The sequence below is a fragment of the Amycolatopsis echigonensis genome (assembly GCF_014174495.1).
Taxonomy (GTDB): Bacteria; Actinomycetota; Actinomycetes; order Mycobacteriales; family Pseudonocardiaceae; genus Amycolatopsis; species Amycolatopsis echigonensis.
This window is the reverse complement of the sequence record NZ_JACJHR010000262.1, coordinates 1-624: the sequence shown is the minus strand read 5'-3', so window position 1 is coordinate 624 and position 624 is coordinate 1. Positions and strand designations below refer to the sequence as shown.

The 624-nt window shown below is 60.6% G+C and carries 1 protein-coding gene; it reads right to left on the bottom strand.

Annotated elements, in window-relative coordinates; translation table 11 throughout:
* Positions 1-560: IS3 family transposase (locus tag H5411_RS46670; RefSeq protein ID WP_312878769.1), on the bottom strand; the 560-nt coding region annotated here is incomplete at its 3' end.
* Positions 561-624 lie beyond the last annotated feature (64 nt).

Sequence of the window (624 nt, the reverse complement as noted above, 5' to 3'; positions counted from 1 at the left end):
TGACTTCCGGCGTCGGAATGATGAATGAGCTTGTTCTCATTCTCGCTCCACCGGTAGTCGCGGTGGCGTAATCCCATGTCGATGGCGTCGAGGACCAGGTCGGTTTCTTTGGACATACTGCAGCACCAGCCCACGATTTTGCGGGAGAACACATCGATCGCGAATGCGGTGTACACGATGCCGGCCCAGGTGGCGACGTACGTGAAGTCCGCAACCCACAGCCGGTTCGGCGCACCGGCCGTGAACTGGCGTTTCACCAGGTCCGCGCCCCGCACTCCGTCCTTGTCGCCGATCGTGGTGCGGACGGTCTTGCCGCGCACCGCACCGGAGATACCCAGCTTCCGCATGAGTCGTTCCACCCGGCCCCGCCCCACCGCCACACCCTCTCGTTGCAATTGACGCCAGATTTTCCGCGCACCATAAACACGGTAGTTTTCGTCGTAGACGCGTGTGATTTCTCTCATCAATTCTTCGTCCCGCACCTCGCGCTCTGATTTCGGGCGCTCGAGTGCAGCGTAATAGGTGGACGGAGCGATCTTCACGCCGAACTCGGTCAGCACGGCACAGATCGGCTCGACCCCGAACCGGTCCTTATGTTCCCTGATAAACGTTACGATCGTGGCG